Here is a 20,677-nt window from a genome sequence, read left to right on the forward strand (position 1 = left end):
GAGAAGAGAAGGAGAGCGGCGCATGGGCAGCCATCGGCGGGACCGGGCGACGCTCGGAAACGGGAGAACGGCGCATGTATGACGTCCTGGTGGTCGGCTCGGCCAACGCGGATCTGACGGTACGGGTCGAGCGGCGGCCCGGCGCGGGGGAGACCGTGCCCGGCACGGACCTGGTCGAATCGGCCGGCGGCAAGGGCGCCAACCAGGCGGCCGCCGCGGCCCGGATCGGCGGGCGCACCGCGCTGCTGGCCCGGGTCGGCGGCGACGCCTACGGCGAACTACTGCTGCACGCCCAGCGCGAGGCGGGCACCGACGTCTCGCCGGTCATCGTGGACGAGACGGCCCGCACCGGCACCGCGATGATCATCGTCGACCCGGACGGCGACAACAGCATCGTCGTCTCCCCGGGCGCCAACGCCGCCCTCACCCCGCAGGACGTGGCCGCGGCGAAGGACACCATCGCCGCCTCCGCGGTGCTCTCCCTCCAGCTGGAGATCCCCATGGAGTCCGTACGGGCCGCCGCAGCCACCGCCGAACAGGCCGGCACCCGGGTCGTCCTCAACCCCTCCCCGGCGCCCGAGACGGCACTGCCCTCCGAACTCCTCGCGGTGGCCGACCCGTTGGTGGTCAACGAGCACGAGGCCCGCCAGCTGTCCGGCCTCGCGGACGGCACGCCCGCCGAGTGGGCACGAGCACTGCGCGACCAGGGCGCCCGCTCCGTCGTCGTCACCCTCGGCGGCGCCGGCGCGCTGGTCCTGGACGCCTCGGGGACCACGGAAGTACCCGGCGTACGCGTCAAGGCCGTGGACACCACCGGCGCCGGCGACGCCTTCACCGGCGCGCTGGCCACCCGCCTGGCCCGCGGCGACGCCCTCCCCGAGGCCGCCCGCTTCGCCGTACGGGTCGGAGCCGCAGCCGTCACCAAGCCGGGCGCCCAGCCCTCGTACCCCACCCGCGCCGAGCTGGAAGCCCTGGTGCCGGAATCCACTCAGGACGCGGGTGACGGCAGGTAAGCAGCGGCGTGTACGGGGCGGTGCCCCGCCGCGCCCCCCGGCCGCGTCACCGCCCTCGCAGCGGCGCCGGCCGGGGCCCCGCTATCCGTCCACCGCTATCCGTCCACCGCCATCCCCATCTGCGTCTGCCTCCTCATCCCGCCCCCATCTCCGTCCTCGCCCCGCTCTCCGCCCCCGTGCCCGTACCCGCCCCCATCTCCTTATCCCTCTCCCTCTCCAGCTCCTTCGGTCCGTACAGTGCATGGTCCGCGCCGGTCGCCACTGCCCAGTAGCGGTCGCCGTAGGACCAGTGCCACCACTCCGTCGGGTAGTTGACCAGCCCGGCGGCTGTGAGCGCGGCGCTCAATATGCGGCGGTGCTCGCGGGCCGCGGATGACAGCCCCGGCGCGGCCGTGTAGCAGGCACCGTCGCTCTCCTCCGGGGAGGCGTCGATCGGCGTCCCCATGTCGACCTCTTCGCCCTCCGCGGTGACGAGCGTCAGGTCCACCGCGCCACCCGCGCTGTGCGGTGCTATCTCCGACGGGGACACATACCGGCTGGCGGCCTGATGGACCAGGGCCCCGTCCCAGTCCGGGTGCGCGGCGCGCAGCTCGTCCGCGTACTGCTCGAAGTAGCGCCGCTGGAGTCCCGGCGGGCGGTACCCCTCGACGAACTGCAGCCGCAGTCCGGCCGGCAGCGCCCGCTGTGCGTCCAGCAGCCGCTGCAACACCCCCTCCCGCAGGTGCGCGAACGCACCCCGTCCGTCGCGATGGTCCGCGGCCACCAGCAGGTCGGGCGCCGCGGTCCGCACGTCCACTAGCGGCTCACCGCACTCCTTGACCGGTATGGCCGCCACCGCCGGGTCCGACCTCAGCGTGATCAGGTCACGGACGTCGCTCAGCACCAGCTCCGCACCGCCGCCCCGCACCGGCGCGGTCCACTCGGCGGCCGCCGCCACCCGCTCACCCGACGGCAGCCAGATCCCGCTCAGTCCGCAGGCCGGCCCAGGACTGCCGACCTCCATCCCATTGGCGAGCAGGACGAGGAGTCCGTGCTCCCGCGCTATCTCGCCGTACCGTGCCAACCGCTCCGCCGAATCGTGGAAGGCGCTGGAGAGATACACCCGGCAACCGTCCGCCGCGGCCCGCGCCGGCACCTCGGGGAAGCTGCTGTCGAAGCACGTGGCCAGCGCGAACCGGATCCCGCCCAGGAAGAACCGGCCCTCCGCGCTGCCCGGCGCGAAAACCTTGCTCTCGTCCTCGGAAACATGGACCTTGTCGTAACGGGTCAACAGGGCGCCGTCCGGCCCGTAGACGAACGAGGAGATCGTCGGCCGGCCGCCGGGCTCGACGGACCGGCCCGCAGCGTTCACCACCGCCGCCACCCCGTTTGCCCGGCAGGCCTCCCGGACCGGCGTCAGCCGGTCATCGTCGGGAGCGACCGTGAGCCGGTCCGGATCGGCCGCTATGAGCCGCAGGTCGTAGTGCGTCAGGGCGAGTTCGGAGAAAACCACCAGGCCGGCGCCACGGCCGGCGGCCTCGCCGATGAGCGTGGCCATCCGCGCGGCGTTGGCCTCGATATCCCCTGGCACGGCGGCGAATTGTGCGGCTGCGGTGATCATTCCCCCATGATGCCCGCCGCGGCATCGACGCGTGCGGGCCTGTGGATAACTTTTCGCGGGCCTGTCCGGTGGCATTCCGGCTGTACGCCCAGCTCGCTCAACCCTCCTGCGCGCATCCTCCTTCCGTCACCAGGCCCCGCACGACTCCTTCCGCCGCGAGATCCCGCACGGCTCCTTCCGCCAGGAGGTCCCGCACGGCTCCTTCCGCCAGGAGGTCCCGCACGACTCCTTCCGCCACCAGGCCCCGCACGACTCCCACCGTCCCGAGGTCTCGTACCCTCCCTCCGCTACGAGGCACCGGCCGCAGTGCCGCCCGCCGAGTCGGCCGCCACCGTCACGATCTCCCGCACCTGCCGGGTGATCGCCATCCGGTTCTGCACCAGGACCGGGTCGGTGACCTGCCCGTCCGCCGGATCCGTGTTCCCGGGCCCGAACTCCAGGACGGGAGTGTGCAGATGCCCGCCCGGCAGCGTCGGACGTCCGACCGCATCCCGGAGCAGCGTCGCCCGATAAGCGATCTCATTGGACAGATAGTCCCCACCGCCTCCGGCCCGGGCGGTCGACCCCGGAGTCGGCCCGTCCGGCCGCACGACAGGCGTCGTGCCGCCCGCGGGGATCTCCGTCACGGCGGTGTGATCGACCACCGGGTACGGCCCGGTGCCGGCGGCCACGATCCGCGCGTACGGCAGGCTGGTGGTCGTCCACTGCGGCTGCGGCGTCACGGTGGGCACCCCGGGCGGAATAGGGACGGTCTCGGTACGCGACTCCTGCACATTGTCGGGATAGCCGCCCCGCCAGGCGCCGTTGGTGCGCTCCACGTCGAACCGTCCCGGTCGGCCCTGGCTGATCGTCGTGAACAGATCCACCTGCCGCGGCCCGCGCCGCACATACGGTGCCAGCGTGCGTTCCACGGTCCCCCGCGCGAAATCGGCCCACCGTACGGGGAAGACTGCGGCCTCGATCCGCGCCGACTCACCGGACGCGGTCCGTATCGTCGTCCCGTCCAGCGCGAGCGCCGCCGCTCCCGACGGGTTGCTCCGCCGTGGATCGTCATCCAGTTGGAACGGGTCGAACCCGGTCACCACGATCCGCAGCAGGTGCTTCCCCGCGGGCAGCTCGATCGAGTCCTGGCCCCGCGAACCACGTTCCAACGAGTGCAGCAACGCCTCCCGTTGGGTGGGCGACAGCCCGAAGCCGGGCTGCCATTGCCGCAGTTCTTTCGACATTCCTAACCGTGCCCAATACAGCGGGCGGTCGTCGTCCCGGCTGAGATCACCGCCCACGGGCCCGCGCCCCTGCACCCGGTCCACGGCTCGCCGCCACAACGCCCGACCTTCAGCCTCCACATACCGTCTGGCCTGCGGGTATGTGCGCATCCGCGCCAGCCCGCGCGCGAACTCCCGCGGCCACACGACAAATCCACTGCGCCGCAGGATCTCCTGAGGAGCGGGTTGCGACAGCCGGTCCTCCTCCACGGAGAGGTCCATCGTCGTAGCCGCAGCCGTAGCCGCAGCCGCAGAGGTATGGGCGGTCGTAACGGACGTCGTGGTTGCCGCGGCCGACGAGGCCGGAAGGGACAGCGGCACAGCGGCGGCCAGCAGGGCGACACCGAGCGTGCCCAGCCGAGCAGTTGAGCGCCCGACGCGGCGCGGGCACGAGGGGGCAAATGGGGATCTCATGGGGTGAGTAAAGCGGGGGCGCGGGCGCGACGGTAGAGGGCGGATACCTGGCCCTGCCCGGGTACGGATAGCGCTTCCCGCACGGTTCGTGTTCGGGTTCGGTCCGGTTGCAGCCCGCACCTGACACTTCGCGACCGGTATTGTCGGGGCTGTCCGGGCTGTCCGGGCTGTCCGGGCTGTCCGGGCTGTCCGGGCTGTCCGGGCTGTCCGGGCGTCGGGGCTGCCGGGGATGCCAGAGCTGCCCCCGGCATCCTCCGCGCCCGCGGGCGAGCAGTATGCCGACGGTGCCGACGGGGACTACCCGGCCGACGCGCCAAGTACAGCCCGGACGGGATGACGACCTCCTGCCTCACACCCCTCCGATAGCCCTGTCTCCCGCCCCTTCCAGTAGGCCCTGCCTCACACCCCTCCGGCAGGCGTTCCGGAGCCCCGGTTGTCGTCCTCCCCGCCCCCGAGCAACCTCACAAAGTCCCGGAACGCCGCAGGCATATCGACGTTCTCCGGGTCCAGCAGCCACTGCAACTGGAGCCCGTCCATCACCGCGACCAGCAGCGGAGCCGCGCGCTCCGGCGTCAGGCCACCGGGCAGCCGTTCCCCGAACTCGGCCCTTAGCGCCGCAGCCATCGCCGCCCGTACGGCCTGGAAGCGGGACTCGAAGAAGGCGCGGGCGGGGTGGCCCTCGGTGACGCTGTCGGCGGACAGGACGGTGTAGGTCTGGACGATGCCGGGGCGGGTGGCGTTGTAGTCCACGAGCTGGGCGAGGGTGTCGGTCCGCCAGGTCCTGGACGCCGCCGCGGACGAGGCCAGATCCCAACGGTCGCGCGCCTCCAGCACACCGACCAGCAGCAGCTCCTTGGTGGGGAAGTGGTGCAGCAAGCCCTGCTGGGTCAGCCCTGCGCGCTCGGCGACGGCGGCCAGCGAGGTGCGGCGGTAGCCCCGCTCGGCGATGAGCTCCACGGCGGCCTCCAAGATGGCCTCCCGCCGCTCCGCGCGCTGGGCCTCCCGTCCGCCACCGCCCCGCCGCGGCACCGTGCGGCCGTCGCGGGAGGCGCCCCGATCTCGTGCAGTCACGGGCCGAGCGTAACCCCGGCGTGGAGAACTCGTACGGGAAGATAACGGACGGATCACAATGCCTACCGTTCAGGAGGTCAGCGGATCACAATCCGGCCAGGGGATCCGCGTGACGCCCGCGGCCACCCCCGCCGGGCCCCACCGACCCAACAGGCCAACAGGTCCCACAAGTCCCACAAGTCCCACAGGTCCCACAGGTCCACAGCCCCAACTATCCCAACAGTCCCCACAGCCCCAACCATCCCAACAGGCCCCACAGCGAGACCGGAGAGCCGTATGACCGACGCCCAGTCACACCGCCCGTCCCGCGACACGGCCGACGAACATGCCGAGGCCGTCGAACGAGCGCTTGCCGCGCTGGACCTGGACACCAAGGTTCGGCTGCTGTCCGGCCAGGACATGTGGACCCTCCCCGCCATCCCCGAGATCGGCCTCCGGTCGCTGGTGATGTCGGACGGCCCGATCGGCGTACGCGGCCAGGAATGGAGTGCCGAGGACCCCTCGGTCGCCCTGCCCAGCCCCACCGCGCTGGCCGCCACCTGGGACCCCGAACTCGCCCGGCGCGCCGGGCACCTCCTCTCCCAGGAGGCCCGCCGCAAGGGCGTGCATGTCCTCCTGGCGCCCACCGTCAATCTGCACCGCTCCCCATTGGGCGGCCGCCACTTCGAGTGCTATTCGGAAGACCCGTTCCTCACCGGCGAGATCGGCGTCGGATACGTACGTGGCGTGCAGGAAGGCGGCGTCGCAACTACGGTCAAGCACTTCGTCGGCAACGACGCCGAGACCGACCGGCTCACCGTCGACAACCGCATCGCGCCCCGCCCGCTGCGCGAGCTGTACCTCGCGCCGTTTGAGCACATCGTCACCCAGGCTCGCCCCTGGGGCATCATGACCGCGTACAACCAGGTCAACGGCTCGACGATGACCGAACACCGCTATCTCGTCCAGGAGGTCCTGCGCGGCGAATGGGGCTTCGACGGCTGCAACGTCTCCGACTGGACGGCCGCCCGCGACACGGTCCGCGCGCTCCGCGGCGGCCTGGATGTGGCGATGCCCGGCCCGCGCACCGTCTACGGCGCCCCGCTCGCCGGGGCCGTCCGAGCTGGTGAGGTGGACGAAAACGAGGTGGATGACGCGGTTCGCCGCGTGCTCCTGCTCGCCGCCCGGACGGGATGCCTCGCCGACGTACCCGCCGCCGTCGCCCCGGCCGACGTACCCCAGGAAATCGACGGCCCCGCGCTGGCCCGCGAAATCGCCCGCCGCTCATTCGTCCTGCTCCGCAACGAGCCGGTGGCGGGTGAGCCGATGGAGGGCAGGTCGATGGGGGGTGGGGCGACGGCCGACGCATCGATGTCTGACGAGTCGGTAGCGGGTGAACCGGTAGCCCATGAGTTGGTGGTCGACGAACCGGTAGCGCATGAGTCGGTGGTCGACGATCCGGTGGCCGACGAACCGGTAGCCCGTAAGGACAAACCGGTAGCCCACCAAAAGGTGGCCACCCAACCAATGGGCAGCGCACGCCCGTTGCTGCCCCTCGATGCGACGGCGATCCGCTCCCTCGCCGTCATCGGCGCCACCGCGCGCGACGCCCGGGTGCTCGGCGGCGGATCCGCGACCGTCTTCCCCGACCGCATCGTCTCCCCGCTGGAAGGACTGCGCGCGGCCTTGCCCGACGACGTCGACGTCACCTTCGCCGTCGGCGCCGACCCGCGCACCCGGATCCCGCACGCCCGCGACGGGTTCGCCCTGCGCGCCCGCTACCTCGACGGGCACGGCAACCTGCTGGCAGAAACGCCGCAGTTCGACGGCAAAGTGCAGGTGATGGGCCGCTTCCCTGCCGGCGTCACCCGGCACAACCTCAACGCCGTCGAACTGGCCGGCAGTTACATCCCTCAGCTCAGCGGCACCCACACCTTCGCCGTCGCCGGCACCGGCGCCCTCCGGCTGACCGTGGACGACACGGTCCTCTTCGACGACACCGTCGCACCCGAGGGAAGCGACCCCTTCGAGGCGTACATGAAGCCCGCCGAGCAGACCGTGACGACGGAACTGGCGGCGGGGCAACGGGTCGACGTCACCCTCCGCTTCGTACCGCGCAGCCTCGGGCTGGGGGAGGGCCTGGACGCACTGAATTTCACCCTCGGCCACAGCGCGCCGCAGCTCGACCCGGACGCCGAGATCGAGGAAGCGGTCCGCGCGGCGGCCGCCGCCGATGTCGCGGTCCTGGTGGTCGCCACGACCGAAGAGGTCGAGTCCGAGGGCTTCGACCGCGGCGATCTACGGTTGCCCGGCCGCCAGGACGAGCTGGTCACCCGCGTCGCCGCGGTCAACCCGCGCACCGTAGTCGTGGTCAACTCCGGCTCTCCGGTGGAACTTCCCTGGCGCGATCAGGTCGCCGCGATCCTGTTGAGCTGGTTCCCGGGACAGGAGGCCGGTGCCGCACTGGCCGACGTCCTGCTCGGGATCCACGAACCCGGCGGCCGGCTCCCCACCACCTGGCCGGCCCGCCTCGACGACGCCCCGGTCACCACCGTCACGCCCATCAACGGCGAACTCTCCTATGCCGAAGGACTGTTCATCGGCTACCGCGCCTGGCAGCGGTCCACCTCACTACCCACCCCCGCCTACCCCTTCGGCCACGGCCTCGGCTACACCGACTGGCAGTACGAGTCCCTGGACCCCACCCCGGACTCCGTACGCGTACGCCTCCGCAACACCGGCACCCGCCCCGGCCGCGAGACCGTCCAGATCTACCTGACCCCCACCCGCACCCCCAGCAGCCCGAACAACACCCCGCCTGCCCGGGGCGCCAACACGCCCGCCCCGTACGGCACCGAGTCCGCCCCGGCCGCCCCGACGGGGGCGACTGCCGACGTCACCACAGAGGCCCCCGAACGACCGATCCGCTGGCTGGTTGGCTTCGCCGTCGTCGAGGCCGGCCCAGGCGAGAGCGCCGAGGCCGAGATCCCGCTGCCGGACCGTGCCTTCGCAATCTGGGACGAGGAGACAGGCGACTGGCTCCGGATCAAGGGTGTCTACACCGTCGAGGCCGCACACAGCCTCACCGACCGCCGCCTCACAGCCGAGGTCACCGCCGCCTGACAGCCCACTCCTCACCGCCTGACAGCAGTGGAGGCCGACCACCGCCCGCCTGACGGCCAGGCACGGCCAGCCGCCGCCTGATGGCCAGGTCCGGTCGCCGCCTGATGACCAGGCCGGTCGCCGCCACCTTGACCCGTGTTCCTTGGGACCGGGCCCCCTCCCCCTCCCTCCCCCCTCCCTCCCCCTCACACTTCCGTCGTTTCGCCCCCACCGGCATCCCGCGCACTCGGCGACGGCGAGCGGGCGATGACGAGTGGCCCACGACGAACCGGCAACCGTCTTAAGAGGTCTGCACCGCCACATCACCCCCGCTGGTGTGGGCCGTTACCTTGTGCGGGGACTTCGGGTCCGTCGGCACGGAGACCTTGCTGGTGCCGCCGGAGGTTGTGGCGTTGACCGCGTAGCTTCCCTTCGGGAGGCGGACGGTGACGTTGCCTCCGCTGGTGCGGGCCGAGACGTCGTCGGGCATCGTGGTCAGCGTCAGTTCGACGTCTCCACCGCTCGTTCTGGCCTGGGCTCTGCGGGCCGTGGAATCCGTGATGGTGACGTCTCCGCCGCTGGTCTCCGCGTCGATGGCGCCCGAGGTGCCGCGGACGATGACGTCCCCGCCGCTGGTGTGCAGATTGACGGAGGCATCGCGCGGCAGCAGCACCCGGAAGTCCACCTCGCACTTGCGGCCCATGCCGCAGTCCTCGGCCTTCAGCGTCAGCCGGCCGTTCTTGACGCTGTGCGACGGGGTCGGCTTGCGGTCGTTGTAGCGGTACTTCTCCGTGACCTTCACCGAGCCGCCGGCCGCGACCGGTACCACCTCGATGTCGCCGCCGTGGGTCGTCGCCGAGAGAGCAGAGATCTTTCCGTCCACGGTGTACGTGCGCTTCGCCTCTTTCGTCGGACCGAAACCGGAGAGCGAGCAGCCGGCCACCAGCGCGGTCAATGCCGCACAGGACAGGACGAGATGAGAAGCGCGGAGGCGGGCCATGACGATACTTCTCCCGAGGCGAAAGGAAGGGGACCGAAGCGGTTCCGGCCCCCGATGGGACGGATACTGATCATCTTCGGGTATCGCGAATCGGGAAGCGTCACCGCAGGGTATGACCTTTGGCATCACCGCACGGTATGAGAGTCCCCTAGGGGAGCCCCCCTCACCTCTCATCCCACCCCCGGCACCTCACCCCCAGGGGCTGACCTTCCTGGGGAGCCTCATGGCCCCCAGCCCCCAGCCTTAGCCGCCTAGCCACAAGGGCGCCAGCCCCCAGCCCCCTAGCCGCAAAGGTCCCCAGCCCCTGGCCCCCAGCCCCCAAGGGGCCCCGGCTCACGCTGTGCCGCCCGTCTCCCGTGGGTGTACCGAGAAGCGGTACACGGTCTCCGAGTGGTAGACCTCGCCCGGGCGCAGGGCGGTGCTGGGGTAGTCCGGGCGGTGGGGGGAGTCCGGGAAGTGCTGGGTTTCGAGGGCGAGGCCGGCCGCCGGGCCGTAGGGCAGGCCGGAGAAGCCGGTCAGGGAGCCGTCGAGGTGGTCGGCGGTGTAGAGCTGCAGGCCGGGTTCCGTCGTGGCCAGCTCCAGCGTGCGGCCGGAGGCCGGGTCGTACAGCTCCGCGACCGGGCGCGGGGCCGTGGTCACGCCGCCGTCCAGCACGAAGTTGTGGTCGTACCGGCCGCCCACCGCGCGGGTGGTCCGGAAGTCGAAGCGGGTCCCGTCGACCTCGGCCGGCGCGCCGGGGAGCGGGATGCCGGTGTCGTCGACGGGCGTGTAGCGGCTCGCGGCGAGCCGCAGTTCGTGCCTGGTGGCGCTGCCGCTGCCGTCGCCGCCCAGGTGGAGGTAGGTGTGGTTGGTGAGGTTCACGACGGTGGGGGCGTCGGTGTGCGCGTCGTAGGAGAGGTGCAGGGTGCCGCCGCGCGGGCCGGGGGAGAGGGTGTACGTCACCCGGACATCCAGGTTGCCGGGGAAGCCCTCCTCGCCGTCGGGGCTGACCCGGTGCAGTTCCACTCCGTTCTCGATCGGGCGGGCGTCCCACACCACCCGGGAGAAGTTGCGCGAGCCGCCGTGAAGGCAGTTGCGCCCGTCGTTCGCCGTCAGCGGGTTCGTCCTGCCGTCGAGGGGAAAGGCTGCCCCGGCGATCCTGTTGGCGTAGCGGCCGACCAACGCGCCGAAGTGGGAGCCGCCGTGGACCACGTAGGAGGCCAGGTCGCGGAAGCCGAGCGCCAGCTGGCCGGACCTGCCGTCCCGGTCGGGGGCCTCGATGGTCTGGATGATGCCGCCGTATGTGAGGACCCGGACCCGTAGGGCGTCCGGGCCGGTACCCGCCTCCAGGGTCCAGCGGTCGACGCGGGTTCCGTCGTCCAGCGTGCCGAAGAGTTCCCTGCTGACCTGCGTTTTCATGGGCATGAGCCTATGCCTGGCCGCGAGCCGCGTCCGGCGGAAGGGCGCGTCTGCGTGCCGCGCGTCCCGGGGGAGGGGCCGCTACCCCTGCCGACGCGTGATCGTCCGGAAGGCCAGTTCCGCCAGTTCCTTCTGGCCGCCGGTGCCCGGGTGGAACCAGTCCCAGGTGCTCAACTGGCGGCCGGTGAAGCGGTAGTCGAAGACGGCGGGGTCGAAGCGGCACAGCGGGTCCTTGCCGCAGACCTCGGCCAGCGCCGAGTTGTACGCCATGACCCGCTCGCGCACCTTCAGCCGCCGGTCCTGGGCGGGCTTGGTCAGGTCGTCCGGGGCGCGAAGCATCGAGCCGCAGATGCCGAACTTCCAGACCTCCTTGCCGAGCGGGTTCTTGCGCCCTTCGGACCACAGCCGCATCAGGTCGGGTACCGCGGCCACGTAGACCTGGGTGTGCGGCAGGGAGCGGCGCAGCGTCTTCAGGGAGCGCGTGAAGTCGGCGCGGAAGGTGGTCGTGGGGGTCATCGCCCCCACATCGGGGCGGCAGGCGTCGTTGGCGCCGATCAGGATCGTGACCAGTTCGGGCTTCCGTACGGCCGCGGCGGCTACCTGGCCGGGCAGGTCGTTGATCAGGGCGCCGGCCCGGGCGAAGTTCCAGCTGTGGGTGGCGGGACGTTTCACCAGGCGTCTGGCGAGGCTGTCGACTTTGGGGTCGGTACCGGTGGCCCAGGACACCTCGGGGCACTCGGAGAGGATGGTGCAGGCGTTGAAGCCGACGGTGATCGAGTCGCCGAGCGCCGCGATCGAGCCGGGGTGGGTGCGCCAGGCGGGCGCCGGTTTCGCCTGCCGTCCGGCCGATGGGCTGGAGTGCGGGCCCGCGCTGCCGCCGTCACTACAGGAGGCGAGGGCGAGCAGCAGGGCGGAGACGGCGGTGACGGTGCGTGTGCGGAGTACGCGACGACCGTGGCGACGGGGGCGAAAGGGCCGATCGATCTGGGTCATCCCCTGTCCCCTCCGGCGTGCGAGTGATATCTCTTCGGGTACCGACGGTACGTCACCCCCTCGTCCGGCACCGCGCGGTAGCTTTGCCCCGTGCCTGCCGGGCGGTGACCCAAAGTGGCACGTGCGGTCGGCACAGACAAATTACATCACGTCATTTCCTGTCCCTTTTGCGGCAAATTCCGCCTAATGGTGTTTACTGTAGGTCACCTCGCATGCTGGTGCCGAAGTGATCACTGGGGCAGAATGACAACTGTCCCGGCCGCAACCGGAACGGGCACGAGGCCGCTGGGGAAGGCGAACCTCGAACCGCACTGGAGGTCCCGGTGACGACACGTGGAGTTCTGTACGTCCACTCCGCTCCGCGCGCGCTGTGCCCGCACGTCGAATGGGCCGTGGCGGGCGTCCTCGGAGTGCGCGTCAACCTCGACTGGATCCGGCAGCCGGCGTCGCCGGGCACCTGGAGAGCCGAATTCTCCTGGCAGGGCGAGGCCGGGACGGCCTCCAAGCTTGCCTCCGCGCTGCGCGGCTGGCACCTGCTGCGCTTCGAGGTGACCGCGGAACCCTGCGCCACCGCCGAGGGCGAGCGCTACAGCTCCACCCCCGACCTGGGCATCTTCCACGCCGTCACCGGCATCCACGGCGACATCCTGATCCCCGAGGACCGGCTGCGCGCCGCCGTCGCCCGCTCCGCGCGCGGCGAGACGGAGCTGGCCGCCGAGGTCGCCAAGCTCCTCGGCAAGCCCTGGGACGACGAACTGGAGCCGTTCCGGTACGCCGGTGAGGGCGCTCCTGTGCGCTGGCTGCACCAAGTCGTATGAGGGGTGACGCGCCTGTGCGCTGGCTGCACCAAGTCGTGTGAGGGGTGACGCGCCTGTGCGCTGGCTGCACCAAGTCGTGTGAGGGGCGACGCGCCCGTGTGCTGGTTGCGTCAAGTCGTGTGAGGAGCCAGGCGCGCTGTCTCTGCCGGGTCGTCCGACACTGCCGCGGCGGCGCCCGAGGGGCGACACACCGCCATGGTTGCCTTGGAGCGCGCTCGAAGACCTAGCGTGCCCTCATGGCCGACAACGATTCTCCCGACACCCTGTCAGTAGCCGTCCTGGGCACCGGAATCATGGGCGCGGCGATGGCCCGCAACCTCGCCCGGGCCGGACTGGACGTCCGCGCCTGGAACCGCACCCGGGCCAGGGCCGAGCCGCTGGCGGCCGACGGGGTGCGGATCGCCGACACGCCCGCCGAGGCGGTGGACGGCGCCGATGTGGTGCTCACCATGCTGCTCGACGGGGACGCCGTCCTCGACGCGGTGCGGCGGGCCGCCCCGGCGCTGCCCGTCGGCGCCGTCTGGCTCCAGATGAGCACGGTGGGCGACGAAGCGCTCACCCCGCTCGCCCGGTTCGCCGACGACCACGGGCTGCGGTTCGTCGACGCCCCCGTATTGGGCACCAAGGCACCGGCCGAGAAAGGGGAGTTGACGATTCTGGCGGCCGGCGCGCCGGACGTGCGGGAGCGCGCCGAGCGGGTCTTCGGGATCGTCGGGAGCCGCACCCAGTGGGTGGGCGAGGACGGCGCGCGCGGGGCCGCCAGCCGGCTCAAACTGGTCGTCAACAACTGGGTGATGACCCTCATCACCGGCACGGGGGAGACCATGGCGCTGGCCAAGGGGCTGGGCGTGGACCCCCGGGAGGTGCTCGCGGCGGTCGCCGGCGGGCCGCTCGACGTGCCGTATCTGCGGATGAAGTCCGAGCTCATCCTGTCCGGTGAGTACCCCGCGAGCTTCACGGTCTCCGCCGCCCGAAAGGACACCCGGCTGATCACCGAGGCCGCCCGTCGGTCCGCCGTACGGGTGGATCTGGCCGAGGCGGCCGCCGAGCGCTTCCGCCGGGCCGAGGCGCAGGGCCACGGGGACGAGGACGGCGCCGCGGCGTACTTCGCCAGTTTCGACGATTGAGGGCGGCTGAGGGCGGCTGAGAGCTGCTGAGGGCGATGGGGCGCGGCTGAGGGCGGATCGGAGCGCCGGGCCGGAAGGCGAAGGGCCCGCCCGGTGGGGTGTCACCGGGCGGGCCCTGCCTGTGCGTCTGCTGGTGTGCCTCAGACCGTGCGGAAGGCGAGCACGACGTTGTGGCCGCCGAAGCCGAACGAGTCGTTCAGCGCCGCGATCCGGCCCTCGGCCGGCAGCTTGCGGGCCTCGCCGCGGACGATGTCCGCGTCGGCCTCCGGGTCGAGCTCGTCGATGTTGATGGTCGGCGGCGCCACCCGGTGGTACAGCGCCAGGATGGCGGCGACCGTCTCGACGCCGCCCGCGCCGCCCAGGAGGTGACCGGTCATCGACTTGGTGGCGGAGACCGCCATGTGGTCGGTGTCGTCGCCGAAGACCTTGCGCAGCGCCTTCAGTTCGGCCAGGTCGCCCTGCGGCGTGGACGTGGCGTGCGCGTTGACGTGCACGATCTCGGCCGGGTCGAGGTCGCTGCCGTCGAGGAGGTTCTGCAGGGCGTGCGCGATGCCGTTGCCGGACGGCTCGGGCTGCACGATGTCGTGGCTGTCCGCGGAGACGCCCTGGCCGACGGCCTCGGCGTAGACCTTGGCGCCACGCTTGGCGGCGTGCTCGGCGGATTCCAGGACGATCACCCCGGCGCCCTCACCGAGGACGAAGCCGTTGCGGGCGACGTCGAACGGGCGGGAGGCGCCCTGCGGGTCCTCGTTGTTCTTCGACATCGCCATCATGTTGCCGAACGCGGCGATCGGCAGCGGGTGGATGGCCGCCTCCGTACCGCCCGCGACGACGATGTCGGCGCGGCCCGAACGGATCATCTCGATGGCGTAGCCGATCGCCTCCGAACCGGACGCACAGGCGCTGACCGGGGTGTGCACACCCGCGCGGGCGTTCACGTCCAGGCCGACGTTGGCGGACGGGCCGTTGGGCATCAGCATCGGCACCGTGTGCGGGGAGACACGGCGGACGCCCTTCTCCCGCAGGATGTCGTACTGGCCGAGCAGGGTGGTCACGCCACCGATGCCGGAGGCGATGACGGTGCCGAGCCGGTCCGGGTTCACCGAGCCGGCCGCGCCGGCGCCGGCGTCCGGCTCACCGGCCTTGGCGGTGAAACCGGCGTCCGCCCAGGCCTCGCGGGCGGCGATCAGCGCGAACTGCGCCGAACGGTCCAGCTTGCGCGCCTGCGCCCGGGGAAGGACCTCCCCCGGGTCGACGGCCGCCTGAGCGGCGATCTTGACAGGCAGGTCGGCGGCCCAGTCCTGGTCGAGGGTGCTGACACCGGAGCGTCCGGCGAGCAGGGCCTCCCAGGTGGAAGCGCTGTCGCCACCCAGCGGTGTGGTTGCGCCGATACCGGTGACGACCACGGTGCGATTGGTCGCGTTCACGGGAATTCTTACTCCACGGGTAGAGGGGTCTGAATCGACGGCGCCACCGCGGGGTGGCGACATGCGCGGGAGCTGGATCAGCTCTGGTGCTTGAGGATGTAGTCGGTCGCGTCGCCGACGGTCTTGAGGTTCTTGACGTCGTCGTCCGGGATCTTCACGTCGAAGCGCTCTTCGGCGGCGACGACGACCTCGACCATGGACAGCGAGTCAACGTCCAGGTCGTCGGTGAAGGACTTGTCCACCTGGACGTCCTCGGTGGGGATCCCGGCGATCTCGTTCACGATCTCGGCGAGACCGGCAACGATCTCTTCCTGAGTGGCGGCCATGATGGCGCTCCTTCGGTCATTTTAAGGGGAAACTGCGTTACTTGCGGTGAAGATCCGTGCGGCGACCGGCACGTCCGGAGACGGACGGTGCTGCGCAGATCTTGCCTAGGGGAGGGTAACGACCGTCGCGGCGTACACGAGACCCGCCCCGAAGCCGATGACCAGCGCGGTGTCGCCGCTCTTGGCCTGCCCGGTCGCCAACAGCCGCTCCATGGCGAGCGGAATGGAGGCGGCCGAGGTGTTGCCGGTGGTCTCCACGTCGCGGGCGACCGTCACGCTCTCCGGCAGCTTCAGAGTCTTCACCATCGAGTCGATGATCCGCATGTTGGCCTGGTGCGGGATGAAGACGTCCAGGTCGTCCGGGCTGACTCCGGCCGCGTCCAGCGCCTGCTGGGCGACCTTCGCCATCTCGAACACCGCCCACCGGAAGACCGACTGGCCCTCCTGGGTGATGGCGGGGTACCGGATCTCCTCCAGGGCGGGGCGCGCCTCGGGCCCGTCGCCTCCGGGGAACGGCGTGGAACGGTAGACGTCCCAGCCGAGGGTCTGCTTGATCGTGTCGGCCTTGTCGCCCTCCGAGCCCCAGACCGTCGGGCCGATCTCCGGCTCGTTGGCCGGGCCGACGACCACTGCGCCGGCGCCGTCACCGAACAGGAAGGCCGTCGCACGGTCCTCCAGGTCGGTCAGGTCCGACAGCCGCTCGACGCCGATGACCAGAACGTACTCCGCCGAACCCTCCGTCACCAGGCCCTTGGCGAGGGTGAGTCCGTAGCCGAAGCCCGCGCAGCCCGCCGAGATGTCGAAGGCGGCCGGCTTGCCGGCGCCGATGCGGTGCGCGATCTCGGTCGCGATCGCCGGGGTCTGCTTGAAGTGCGAGACGGTGGAGACGATCACGGCGCCGATCTGCTCGGGCGTGATCCCGGCGTCGGCGATGGCCTTGCCGGACGCCTCGACCGACATCTGCGCCACGGTCTCCTCGGGGCCCGCCCAGTGGCGGGTCGCGATGCCGGACCGCGAGCGGATCCACTCGTCGGACGAGTCGATGTGCTTGAGGATCTCCTCGTTGGGCACGACACGGGTCGGCCGGTAGCCGCCGACGCCCATGATCCGCGCGTACGGAGCGCCCTTCGAGGGCTTGATCTTCGAGGTCATGCGCTTCGGACTCCTATTCGGCCGGTGCCGAGCCAGCAGCGGTGGCGGCGGACGCCTCGGCGATCAGCGTGCGGGCCGCGTCGAGGTCGTCGGGCGACTTGAGGGCGAGGGTCCGCACGCCGGGCAGGGCGCGCTTGGCCAGGCCGGTGAGCGTGCCGCCGGGGGCGGCCTCGATGAGCGCGGTGACGCCGAGCGCCTTGAAGGTCTCCATGCACAGGTCCCAGCGCACGGGGTTGGCCACCTGGCCGACCAGCCGCTGCACGAGTTCCTGACCGGAGGAGACCAGCTGTCCGTCCTTGTTGGAGACGTAACGGGTGTGCGGATCGGCGGCCGACAGCGAAGCGGTCGCGGATTCCAGCGCGGAGACGGCGGGTGCCATGTGGTGAGTATGGAACGCGCCGGCCACCTTCAGCGGTACGACCCGGCGAGTGCCCTCCGGCTTGTTCTCGACCAGCGCGGCGATCTGCTCGGCGGTGCCGGCTGCGACGATCTGTCCGGCGCCGTTGACGTTCGCCGGGGTCAGGCCCAGCCGCTCCAGATGGGGCAGCACGACGGCCTCGTCGCCACCCAGGAGGGCGGCCATACCGGTTTCGGTGACGGCGGCGGCCTCGGCCATCGCCAGGCCGCGGCGGCGTACCAGCCCCATCGCGGCCTCGTCGGAGAGCGTGCCGGTCAGCGCGGCGGCGGCGAGCTCACCGACGCTGTGGCCGGCCGCGGCGCCGACCTTCGAGGAGAAGTCGTCATCCGTCGCGAACAGCTGACGGGCGGAGATCAGGGCGGACGCCACCAGCAGCGGCTGCGCCACCGCGGTGTCGCGGATTTCCTCTTCGTCCGCCTTCGTGCCGTAGTGGACCAGGTCGAGGTCGATGGCGGCCGACCACTCACGGAGCCGGTCTTCGACACCGGGGAGGTCGAGCCAGGGGGTCAGGAAGCCGGGCGTCTGGGCGCCTTGGCCGGGAGCGACGAGTACGAGCACCCTCACACTCTCTCTTGTGGGTGGTTCCGCCCGCCCGTGGGGACAAGGACGAAGAACCATCGGGGGAATTGTTGGTCTCCGACAAAAGTCTAGAGTTGCGCCTCACCGTCAGCCAGACGCCCCAGAATCAACGCGATACGGAGGGTGAAGGCCGAGCGCACATCAGAGGGTGACCACCCGGTGACGTCCGTCACACGTCGCAGCCGATAGCGCACGGTGTTGGGGTGGACGAACAGCATCCGGGCGGCGCCCTCCAGACTGCTCGCCTGCTCAAGATAGACGCTCAGCGTCTCCAGGAGCGCCGACCCGGCTTCCTCCAGCGGTCTGTAGATCTCCTCCACCAACTGCTCCCGCGCGACCGGGTCCGAGGCCATCGCGCGTTCCGGAAGCAGATCGTCCGCAAGTACCGGACGGGGGGCGTCCGGCCAGGCCGCGCACGCCCGCAGACCGGCCGCCGCGGCCTGCGCGGAACGGGTCGCGGCCAGCAGGTCGGAGACCACCGGGCCGGCCACCACGGGACCGGCGGCGTACGGGCCGATCAGCGCCTTCGCCGCCTTGAGCGGATTGTCCGAACCGCCCGCGATCACCACCAGGCGCGAGCCCAGCACCCCGGTCAGCACCTGCAGCTTGGCGTGCCGGGCGGCCCTTCGGATCGCCTCCACGGTCAGCTCGCTGTCGCCGTCCGGGGCGGTGCCCAGCACCACGCACACGTGCTCGGGGGAGTTCCAGCCCAGTGCCGCCGCCCGGGAGACCGCGCCCTCGTCGGCCTCCCCTGAGAGCACCGCGTTGACCACCAGCGACTCCAGGCGGGCGTCCCAGGCGCCGCGGGCCTCGGCGGCCTGGGCGTACACCTGGGCGGTGGCGAAGGCGATCTCCCGGGCGTAGACCAGGAGCGCCTCGCGCAGCACGGACTCGTCACCGGGGGCCGCGACATCGTCGATCGCCGCCTCCATGACCTCGATGGTCGTGCGGACCATCTCCACGGTCTGGCGCAGCGTGATCGCCCGGGTCAGCTCGCGCGGGGCGGTGCCGAAGACGTCGGTGCTGATCGCCTGCGGGGTCTCCGGATGCCGGAACCACTCGGTGAACGCGGCGATACCGGCCTGGGCGACCAGGCCGATCCAGGAGCGGTTCTCCGGGGGCATCGCGCGGTACCACGGCAGCGTGGCGTCCATGCGGGCGATGGCCGCGGCCGCCAGCGTCCCGGAGGAATTCTCCAGGCGCCGGAGGGTCGCGGAGTGCGGGTGCGCGTCGCGCGATGCGGGTTCAGACACGGGACAAGCCTGCACTATCGGGGCGGGGAGGTGAGGGGGCGGGGCTACCGTGGGCCCATGATTCAGGTGCGCAGGGGCGAGGAACGCTATCGGGGCGGCGATCCGGACGCAGGGATCGAGTCACTGCACGCATTCTCCTTCGGGCCCCATTTCGACCCGGACAATCTGCGCTTCGGGGCGCTCATCGCCTGCAATGAGGAGCGGCTGGCGGCCGGTGCCGGCTTCGACGAGCATCCGCACCGCGACACCGAGATCGTGACCTGGGTGGTCGAGGGTGAGCTGACCCACCGCGACTCGGCCGGTCACGAGACCACCGTACGTCCCGGCGATCTTCAGCGGCTCAGCTCCGCCGGCGGGGTACGGCACGTCGAACGCAATGGGGGCGGGGCGCCGCTGCGCTTCGTCCAGATGTGGCTGGCGCCCCGCGAATTCGGCGGGGAGCCGGCGTACGAGGTCGTCCGCGGCATCGCCGACGGCACACCGTACGCGGTCCCGCGGGCCGGCGCCCTGCTGCACGTGCGCCGCCTCACCGACGGCGAGCGCACCGCCGTCCCGGACGCGGAGCGGGTGTACGTCCACGTCGTGCGGGGCGCGGTCACGATCGGCGAGGAGCGCCTGGAGGCGGGCGGTGCGGCGCGGATCACCGACGGGACGGGCCTGGAGCTGACCGCGCTGGCGGCGGCGGAGTGCCTGATGTGGGAGATGGGGCCGGAGCCGGTGTACGGGTGAGCGGGCGGCGGGCGCGATTCCGCTTCGTGCTCCTACGGGACGCGCCCGGCCGCCGGCCCGCGGTGTCAGGCCGGCCGCGCCAGCTCGTTCAGCACCGCGTCGGTCAGCTGCGGCCAGACCTCGATCGCCCACGGCCCGAAGGCCCGGCCGGTCAGCGCCACACAGGCGGCCCCGGCATCCGGGTCCACCCACAGGAACGTTCCGGACTGCCCGAAGTGGCCGTAGGTGCGGGGCGAGGAGCCGGCGCCGGTCCAGTGCGGCGACTTGCCGTCACGGATCTCGAAACCCAGCCCCCAGTCGTTCGGCTTCTGGTGGCCGTACCCCGGCAGCACACCCGTCAGCCCGGGGAAGGCCACCTGCGTCGCCTCCGCGAGCGTCTGCGGCGCGAGCAGCCGCGGTGCCTGCAGCTCGGCCGCGAACCGGATCAGATCGGCGACCGAGGAGACGCCGTCCTTGGCGGGCGAGCCGGGCAGTTCCGTCGCGGTCATGCCGAGCGGCTGAAGCACCGCCTCGTGCACGTACTGCCCGAAGGGGATGTCGGTCGCCTTGGCGATGTGGTCGCCGAGCACCTCGAAACCGGTGTTGGAGTAGATCCGTCGGGTCCCGGGCGCGGCCATCACGCGCTGCTCGTCGAAGGCGAGCCCCGAGGTGTGCGCGAGCAGATGACGGACCGTGGACCCCTCCGGTCCGGCCGGCTCGTCCAGTTCGACGGCGCCCTCCTCGACGGCCAGCAGGGCGGCGTACGCGGCCAGCGGCTTGGTCACCGACGCCAGCGGAAACCTCTGCTCCAGAGGGCCGTACGATCCGGCCACCGACCCATCGGCTCGTACGACGGCGGCCGCAGCGGTGGGCACCGGCCAGTTCTCGATCATCCGCAGGCTCTGCATGCTCCGAGCCTAACCTCCCCAAATTCAGGTCAAGTCTGCGCCCGATCCGCGCTTGCTTGGAGTGCGCTCCAACTCTCTAGCGTTGAGGACGTCGCAAGGCATCCGGCGAAAAGCCGCGAGGTCCGC

Annotated in this window: 17 protein-coding genes; 5 read left to right on the plus strand and 12 right to left on the minus strand. The window is 71.6% G+C overall.

Going from position 1 to position 20,677, the window contains the following annotated elements; all coding sequences use genetic code 11:
* Positions 1 to 74: 74 nt before the first annotated feature.
* Positions 75 to 1,013 (plus strand): ribokinase, encoded by a 939-nt coding sequence (gene rbsK / locus AB0G35_RS04695; RefSeq protein ID WP_360943614.1) that lies wholly within the window; start codon positions 75 to 77, stop codon positions 1,011 to 1,013.
* A gap of 133 nt (positions 1,014 to 1,146) precedes the next feature.
* Here rbsK and AB0G35_RS04700 read toward each other — a convergent pair whose 3' ends face one another.
* From AB0G35_RS04700 to AB0G35_RS04710, 3 genes are all read right to left on the minus strand, one after another.
* Positions 1,147 to 2,613: a nitrilase-related carbon-nitrogen hydrolase gene (locus AB0G35_RS04700; protein ID WP_360943617.1), complete on the minus strand. Its 1,467-nt coding sequence runs from the start codon at positions 2,611 to 2,613 to the stop codon at positions 1,147 to 1,149.
* Between the two features lie 287 nt (positions 2,614 to 2,900).
* Entirely contained in the window at positions 2,901 to 4,235 is a 1,335-nt protein-coding gene (locus AB0G35_RS04705; RefSeq protein ID WP_360943837.1) for a pyroglutamyl peptidase, read from the minus strand.
* A gap of 456 nt (positions 4,236 to 4,691) precedes the next feature.
* Complete coding sequence (locus tag AB0G35_RS04710; protein ID WP_360943620.1) at positions 4,692 to 5,363, minus strand: helix-turn-helix domain-containing protein; 672 nt, start codon at positions 5,361 to 5,363, stop codon at positions 4,692 to 4,694.
* A gap of 276 nt (positions 5,364 to 5,639) precedes the next feature.
* Here AB0G35_RS04710 and AB0G35_RS04715 point away from each other — a divergent pair, with 276 nt between their 5' ends.
* The gene (locus tag AB0G35_RS04715; RefSeq protein WP_360943623.1) at positions 5,640 to 8,465 is read left to right on the plus strand and encodes a glycoside hydrolase family 3 C-terminal domain-containing protein; all 2,826 of its coding nucleotides are present in this window, start codon (positions 5,640 to 5,642) and stop codon (positions 8,463 to 8,465) included.
* A 280-nt stretch (positions 8,466 to 8,745) separates the two neighbouring features.
* On the opposite strand, the gene AB0G35_RS04720 is transcribed toward AB0G35_RS04715, so the two are convergent.
* The 3 genes from AB0G35_RS04720 to AB0G35_RS04730 all read right to left on the minus strand — a co-directional run bounded on the left by AB0G35_RS04720 (position 8,746) and on the right by AB0G35_RS04730 (position 11,835).
* Complete coding sequence (locus AB0G35_RS04720; RefSeq protein ID WP_360943626.1) at positions 8,746 to 9,444, minus strand: DUF4097 family beta strand repeat-containing protein; 699 nt, start codon at positions 9,442 to 9,444, stop codon at positions 8,746 to 8,748.
* Positions 9,445 to 9,777: 333 nt separating this feature from the next.
* Positions 9,778 to 10,842, minus strand: coding sequence for an aldose epimerase family protein (locus AB0G35_RS04725; protein WP_360943629.1), 1,065 nt, complete (start codon positions 10,840 to 10,842; stop codon positions 9,778 to 9,780).
* Positions 10,843 to 10,923: 81 nt separating this feature from the next.
* Complete coding sequence (locus AB0G35_RS04730; RefSeq protein WP_360943632.1) at positions 10,924 to 11,835, minus strand: SGNH/GDSL hydrolase family protein; 912 nt, start codon at positions 11,833 to 11,835, stop codon at positions 10,924 to 10,926.
* Between the two features lie 323 nt (positions 11,836 to 12,158).
* Between AB0G35_RS04730 and AB0G35_RS04735 the strand changes: the two genes are divergently transcribed.
* Both AB0G35_RS04735 and AB0G35_RS04740 read left to right on the plus strand, forming a co-directional pair.
* Complete coding sequence (locus tag AB0G35_RS04735) at positions 12,159 to 12,653, plus strand: DUF3145 domain-containing protein (protein WP_030414591.1); 495 nt, start codon at positions 12,159 to 12,161, stop codon at positions 12,651 to 12,653.
* Positions 12,654 to 12,889: 236 nt separating this feature from the next.
* On the plus strand, positions 12,890 to 13,780 hold the full coding sequence (locus tag AB0G35_RS04740; RefSeq protein WP_360943635.1) for an NAD(P)-dependent oxidoreductase: 891 nt from the start codon (positions 12,890 to 12,892) through the stop codon (positions 13,778 to 13,780).
* Between the two features lie 140 nt (positions 13,781 to 13,920).
* Here AB0G35_RS04740 and AB0G35_RS04745 read toward each other — a convergent pair whose 3' ends face one another.
* From AB0G35_RS04745 to AB0G35_RS04765, 5 genes are all read right to left on the minus strand, one after another.
* Complete coding sequence (locus AB0G35_RS04745; protein WP_360943637.1) at positions 13,921 to 15,207, minus strand: beta-ketoacyl-[acyl-carrier-protein] synthase family protein; 1,287 nt, start codon at positions 15,205 to 15,207, stop codon at positions 13,921 to 13,923.
* 77 nt (positions 15,208 to 15,284) lie between these two features.
* The gene (locus tag AB0G35_RS04750) at positions 15,285 to 15,533 is read right to left on the minus strand and encodes an acyl carrier protein (protein WP_006605825.1); all 249 of its coding nucleotides are present in this window, start codon (positions 15,531 to 15,533) and stop codon (positions 15,285 to 15,287) included.
* Positions 15,534 to 15,638: 105 nt separating this feature from the next.
* A complete protein-coding gene (locus tag AB0G35_RS04755) occupies positions 15,639 to 16,685 on the minus strand; it encodes a ketoacyl-ACP synthase III (protein WP_261951733.1) in 1,047 nt (348 codons plus the stop codon).
* Between the two features lie 13 nt (positions 16,686 to 16,698).
* On the minus strand, positions 16,699 to 17,661 hold the full coding sequence (locus AB0G35_RS04760; RefSeq protein ID WP_360943641.1) for an ACP S-malonyltransferase: 963 nt from the start codon (positions 17,659 to 17,661) through the stop codon (positions 16,699 to 16,701).
* 89 nt (positions 17,662 to 17,750) lie between these two features.
* Entirely contained in the window at positions 17,751 to 18,935 is a 1,185-nt protein-coding gene (locus tag AB0G35_RS04765) for a helix-turn-helix domain-containing protein (RefSeq protein ID WP_030414586.1), read from the minus strand.
* A gap of 57 nt (positions 18,936 to 18,992) precedes the next feature.
* Here AB0G35_RS04765 and AB0G35_RS04770 point away from each other — a divergent pair, with 57 nt between their 5' ends.
* Complete coding sequence (locus AB0G35_RS04770) at positions 18,993 to 19,664, plus strand: pirin family protein (protein ID WP_360943644.1); 672 nt, start codon at positions 18,993 to 18,995, stop codon at positions 19,662 to 19,664.
* A gap of 65 nt (positions 19,665 to 19,729) precedes the next feature.
* On the opposite strand, the gene AB0G35_RS04775 is transcribed toward AB0G35_RS04770, so the two are convergent.
* On the minus strand, positions 19,730 to 20,551 hold the full coding sequence (locus AB0G35_RS04775; protein ID WP_360943647.1) for a serine hydrolase domain-containing protein: 822 nt from the start codon (positions 20,549 to 20,551) through the stop codon (positions 19,730 to 19,732).
* Positions 20,552 to 20,677 lie beyond the last annotated feature (126 nt).

It is taken from the genome of Streptomyces sp. NPDC021749 (assembly GCF_040640655.1).
Taxonomy (GTDB): domain Bacteria; phylum Actinomycetota; class Actinomycetes; order Streptomycetales; family Streptomycetaceae; genus Streptomyces.